A 5,331-nucleotide genomic window follows, 5' to 3' on the forward strand; every position below is an offset into this window, starting at 1 on the left:
TGCATCGTCTCGGACACCGAGCGCTGCCAGGCGTAGGCGAGGGCGTTGTCCACCACGAGTGCGGCCCGGTCGGCCATCGCGGTGACCAGTTCCTGCTCGACCGCGGTGTAGGGCACCGCTGCCCCGGTCCTGGCCACCGCCAGGACGGCCAGCACGGCACCACGGCTGGTCAACGGGGCGATGAGCGCGCTGCGCACCCCGAGCCGGGCGGCGGCGGCCTGCTGGGCGGAGGTCAGGTCGGTGACGGTCGGGACGTCGATCAGCTCCACCCGGCCGGTGGCGGCGACGCGACCCGGCCCCGAGGACTCCCCCACCCGACGTCCGGCGCCGTGCACCCACTCCTCGAGGTCGGCGAGCCGCGCGGGGTCGACGTGGCGGACGGCCACCGGGGCGAGGCTGCCATCGCGCTCCACGGTGCAGACGTAGGCGAAGTCGCCGAGGGCCGGGACGGCCAGCCGGGCGATCGCCTGCCACACGCCCGCCGGCTCCAGCCCCGCGGTGAGCAATTCCCCGATGCGGGCCAGCAGCGCGGCCCGGTCCGCTTCCGCCCGGGCCTCGGCGCGGGCCTGCTCGGCGCGGGCGCTGGACACCCGGAGCGCGACCTCCCGCGAGGCGATGGCCGCGAGGTCCTCCAGCAGCTCGATGTCGCCCGCGGTCCACTCGTGGGCGGCGGTGTCGACCACGCAGAAACTGCCCAGCACCTCCCCGTCGGGGGTGTGCACCGGGAAACCGGCCCAGGCGCGGACGCCCAGCTCGTCGACATGCGGGTTCCGCTTCGTCCGCTCGTCGGCGGTCACGTCGTCCAGGACCAGGGGCTCCCCGCCCAGCACGTACTGGCAGAAGGACTCCTCGACGGTGCTCTGCACCGGGCCACCCGGCTCCGTGCCCTGGCGGCTCAGCCAGTAGGACCGCTGGTCGTCGACGACGGTGAGCAAGGCCACCGGTGCCCCGGTCAACCGCCGGGCGAGGGCGGTCAGCCGGTCGAAGGACTCCTCGGCGGCCGCGTCGAGCAGCTCGGTGGCGCGTACCGCGGCCACCCTCGCCCGGGTACCGGCGCTCTCCGCAGCGGTCACCGGGTGGGGCACGGACGAGCCGTCGGGTCTCCGGGGTGCACGGCACCATTGAACACAGCAGGGACGACGACCGGTGGCCGGTGCCGCGAGAGGTGACGTGCCGGATCGCGACGGCCATCCTGGTGCGGTGTCCGACGAGTGGGTACACGTCCGCCCGCACCCGGCGCTGCGCCCGTTCGTCCCGACTGCGGTGGGCTACCGGTACGGCGGGTCCGCCTCGGGGGTGCACCGGGGGCTACCGTCCCCCTTCCTCACCTTCGTCGTCACCGTCGACGAGCCGCTCGTGCTCGTCGCGCACCCCGATCCCCAGCAGGCGCCGGGCCGATACGACGCGCTGCTCGGTGGGCTGCACACCCGCCCGGCGCTGATCACCCAGACCGGGCCGCAGACCGGCCTCCAGCTGGCGCTCACCCCGCTGGGTGCCCGGGCGCTCCTCGGCCTGCCGGCCGGAGAGCTGGCCTCCCTCGACTGCCCGGTCGCCGACGTGCTCGGGGCCGACGGCGCGGAGCTGACCGAGCGGGTGCGGTCCGCGCCGGACTGGGCCGGCCGGTTCGCCGCCGTGGAGGACGTGCTGCTGCGTCGGGTGCGGACGGGGGCCGGACCCGCGCCCGAGGTCAGCGAGGCCTGGCGGCTGACCCTCGCCTCCGGTGGGCGGCTCCGGGTCGCCGACGTCGCCGGGCGGGTGGGCTGGTCGGAGCGGCACCTGCTCGCCCGGTTCCGCACCGAGACCGGCCTGACCCCGAAGGAGGCGGCCCGCGTCGTCCGGTTCTCCCGCGCGCGCTCGCTGCTCCAGGCTCGAGCTGTGGCGGGCCGGCCCCTGGACCTCGCCGGGCTGGCCGCCGCCACCGGCTTCGCCGACCAGGCGCACCTGACCCGCGAGTGGCGGGCCCTCAGCGGCCTCCCGCCGACCCGGTGGCTGGCCGCGGAGCTCGGATTCGTCCAAGACGGCCCGACGCCCGTGTCGACATCCTGAGTCCATGACCGACACCACTGAGATCACCACCGCTCCCCCGCCCACCGTCTGGCCCGCCTTCCGGGCCCGGGACGCCCGCGCCCTGATCCGGTTCCTCGTCGACGCGCTCGGCTTCGAGGAGACCGCCGTGTACGGCGAGGGCGACGTCGTGCAGCACGCGCAGCTGGACTGGCCGCCCGGCGGCGGGATCATGCTGGGCTCGGTGCGCGACGACGGTGGCTGGACGGTCGCCCCGGGCAGCACCGGCTGCTACCTGGTCAGCGACGACGTCGACGTGCTGTTCCATCGCGCGGTCGCGGCCGGCGCCGAGGTCTTCCGGCCACTGCAGGACACCGACTACGGCGGGGGCGAGTTCGCCGTCCGCGACCCGGAGGGCAACCTCTGGAGCGTGGGCAGCTACCGGGGCGAACCCCGCCAGGTCAGCTGAAGAGTCCGCGCACGTCGTCAGCGGTGAGGGCACCGGAGGCGAGCGCGCCGTCGTCGACGACGCGGGAGAACAGGGCCTGCTTGCGCGCCTTGAGCTCCATCACCTTCTCCTCGATGGTGCCGACGGCGACCAGCCGGTAGACCATCACCGTCTTGTCCTGCCCGATCCGGTGCGCCCGGTCGACGGCCTGGGCCTCGCTCGCCGGGTTCCACCACGGGTCGAGGACGAAGACGTAGTCCGCCTCGGTGAGGGTGAGCCCGAAGCCGCCGGCCTTGAGGCTGATCAGGAACACCGGGGCGCTGCCGGTGCGGAACTCCTCGATCCGGGCGTCCCGGTCCCGGGTCCGGCCGTCCAGGTAGACCCAGTCGATGCCCTCGGCGGTCAGCCGGTCACGGATGCTGCCCAGGAAGCGGGTGAACTGGCTGAAGACCAGCACCCGGTGCCCCTCGGCGACCACCTCGCGCAGGTGGTCGAGGAACGCGTCGGTCTTGCTGGCGCGCACGTCGGCGTAGGCCGGATCGATCAGTGCCGGGTCCAGGCTGAGCTGCCGCAGCAGGGTGAGCGACCGGAAGATGGTCATCCGGTTCTTCGACATGTCCTCGACCAGCCCGAGGACCTTGCTCCGCTCCCGCTGCAGGTGGGTCTGGTACAGCTTCTCGTGCCGCGGGTTCAGCACCACCTCGAGCACCTGCTCCTGCTTCGGTGGCAGCTCTGCGGCGACCAGTTCCTTGGTCCGCCGGCGCACCAGCGGGCGGATCCGGCGGCGCAGCAGGGCCAGCTTCGCCGCGTCGCCGTCCCGTTCGATCGGGATCCGGTAGAACTCGGTGAACCGCTCCGGGTCGGGGAAGAGGCCGGGCGCGACGATCGACATCAGCGCCCAGAGGTCCATGACGCTGTTCTCCAGCGGCGTCCCGGTCAGCGCCAGTTTCACCGGCGCCGGCAGCATCCGGGCGACCTGGTAGGTGCGGGCCTGGTGGTTCTTCACGAACTGCGCCTCGTCGAGCACCAGCCCGCGCCAGGACAGCGACGTCCACGAGTCGGCGTCGATCCGGAACAGCGCGTAGGAGGTGACGACGACGTGCGCGCCGGCGACCCGGTCGTGCAGCGCGGTGCCCGCCTTGCGCTCGGTCTCGCCGACGGCGACCACCCGCAGCCCCGGGGCGAACCGGGCCGCCTCCCGGGTCCAAGTGGAGACGACGCTGGTCGGCGCCACCACCAGCACCGGTGCGGCGTCCAGCTCGCCGGCCGCGTGCGCCCGGCACAGCAGGGCGAGGGTCTGCAGCGTCTTGCCCAGCCCCATGTCGTCGGCGAGCACCCCGCCGAGCCGGTGGTCCCAGAGGAACGCCAGCCAGCCGTAGCCCTCCCGCTGGTAGGGCCGCAGCTCCGCGGCCAGCCCGGCCGGCACCGGTGGCGGCTCGGCCGTCTCGACGTCGATCAGGCCCCGCACCTCGCGGGTCCAGCGGTCGCTCTGCTCGGTCACCACCCCCAGCCCCAGCAGCTGCTCCCACAGTCCGGCGGAGAAGCGGCTCACCTGCACCTCGTCGCCGGGCAGGTCGCGCAGCTCGCGGGCCTCCTCGATCAGCAGCCGCAGCTGCTCGAACTCCGGGCGCTGCAGGGAGAACCAGGTGCCGCTGATCAGCGCCAGCCGGGTGCGGCCGGCGGCCAGTGCGGAGAACAGCGTCGCGAACGGCACGTGCTGGCCGTCCATGGTCACCGAGATGCCGAGGTCGAACCAGTCGGACTCCCGGCTGTCCTTCGCGGTGAAGCTGATCTGCGGAGCCGAGGTGGTCTGCCGGTAGGACGTCGGGGTGCCCACCACGGTCACGTCGACGTCGGGGTCGGCGCGCAGGGCCGGGAGCACCTCGGTGGTGAACTCCAGCGCCTCCATGCCGGCCAGCTCGACCCGCTCGGCCAGCCGGCGCTCCGGCGTCCACAGCTCCGGCAGCCCACCGACCGGGCCGGGCAGCGCCTCGACCAGCAGCTGCTCGGCGGCCGGGTCGCGGCCATCGGCCGGGGCGGCCGTGGCCGACGGGGCGAACGACCGGTCGCCGTACCGCACCGACCAGGCCACCGTGACCGTCGCGTCACCGGGGTAGGTCACCTCGGCGGCCAGCCTCGGGGGTGCGACGTCGGGCAGCTCCACCGAGCCGTCGGCCGAGATCACCGGGACGGCACGTCGCAGCCCCGGGTAGAAGTCGCGCTGGAAGCGGTCGACGTCGCCGGCCGGGATGCCGATCACCCCGCCCCGGGCCACCAGGCCGGCCAGCACCGGGGGCACCGGGGAGTCCAGCCGCGCGAGCACCAGCCCCGGCGCGCCCTCGGGCGCCTCGTCGCGGGCCGGGCCGTCGACGGTGACCCCGTGTGGGGGCATGCCGAGGAAGGAGAGCGCCGCCGGGTCGACCGCCCGCCCCGCCACCCGCAGCACGGCCGACAGCTCGGTGCGATCACCACTGTCGCGCAGGTCGACGGCCACGTCGGCCTCGCCCTCGGCCAGCACCACCGGACGGGGCTGGCGGTCGGCGGTCACCAGGGGGACGCCGTCGGCCACCGCCTCGGCCAGCAACCGCCAGAGCCCGGGACCGAACTCGTGCAGGTACACGTCGACCGGGGCGTACGAGTAGAACTGGTTCCGCGCTGCCTGGTGGGTGGCGTGCAGCGCGCGCATCGCCGCCACGTGCGCCGGGTCCCAGCCGGACCGGCTGTTGTCGTACTGCAGCTGACGCCAGGAGATCCCGCTGCGCACCCACTGCCCCCGCTTGCCCGGGACCACCGGCCGCAGCCGCACCAGCCGCTGCAGGGTGCCGGGTGCGCCGACCGAGCTCCGGCCCCGCCCGGGCGCCTGCTCGACCAGCTCGAAC

General features: G+C 74.6%; 4 protein-coding genes. 2 read left to right on the plus strand and 2 right to left on the minus strand.

Features of this window, described 5'->3' with window-relative positions; all coding sequences use genetic code 11:
• Window positions 1–1,037, minus strand: a 1,037-nt coding sequence (locus tag G5C62_RS25445; RefSeq protein ID WP_206330863.1) for a GAF domain-containing protein, incomplete at its 3' end; no start/stop codon positions are given.
• Between the two features lie 163 nt (window positions 1,038–1,200).
• Here G5C62_RS25445 and G5C62_RS25450 point away from each other — a divergent pair.
• Together G5C62_RS25450 and G5C62_RS25455 are read left to right on the plus strand one after the other, a co-directional pair.
• Window positions 1,201–2,046 (plus strand): AraC family transcriptional regulator, encoded by an 846-nt coding sequence (locus G5C62_RS25450; RefSeq protein WP_164703204.1) that lies wholly within the window; start codon window positions 1,201–1,203, stop codon window positions 2,044–2,046.
• Between the two features lie 4 nt (window positions 2,047–2,050).
• Window positions 2,051–2,473 carry a VOC family protein gene (locus tag G5C62_RS25455; RefSeq protein WP_164703205.1) on the plus strand — a complete coding sequence of 141 codons (423 nt, stop codon included), beginning with the start codon at window positions 2,051–2,053 and terminating at the stop codon, window positions 2,471–2,473.
• Here G5C62_RS25455 and G5C62_RS25460 read toward each other — a convergent pair.
• Window positions 2,466–5,331 (minus strand): DEAD/DEAH box helicase (locus G5C62_RS25460; protein WP_164703206.1); only part of this gene is annotated, 2,866 nt, incomplete at its 5' end. The genes G5C62_RS25455 and G5C62_RS25460 overlap by 8 nt on opposite strands.

This window comes from Modestobacter sp. KNN46-3 (assembly GCF_011039295.1).

Excerpts from the sequence above, each read along its gene's own strand:
- G5C62_RS25455 (WP_164703205.1), top strand. The coding sequence starts at position 2,051 with ATGACCGACACCACTGAGATCACCACCGCTCCCCCGCCCACCGTCTGG.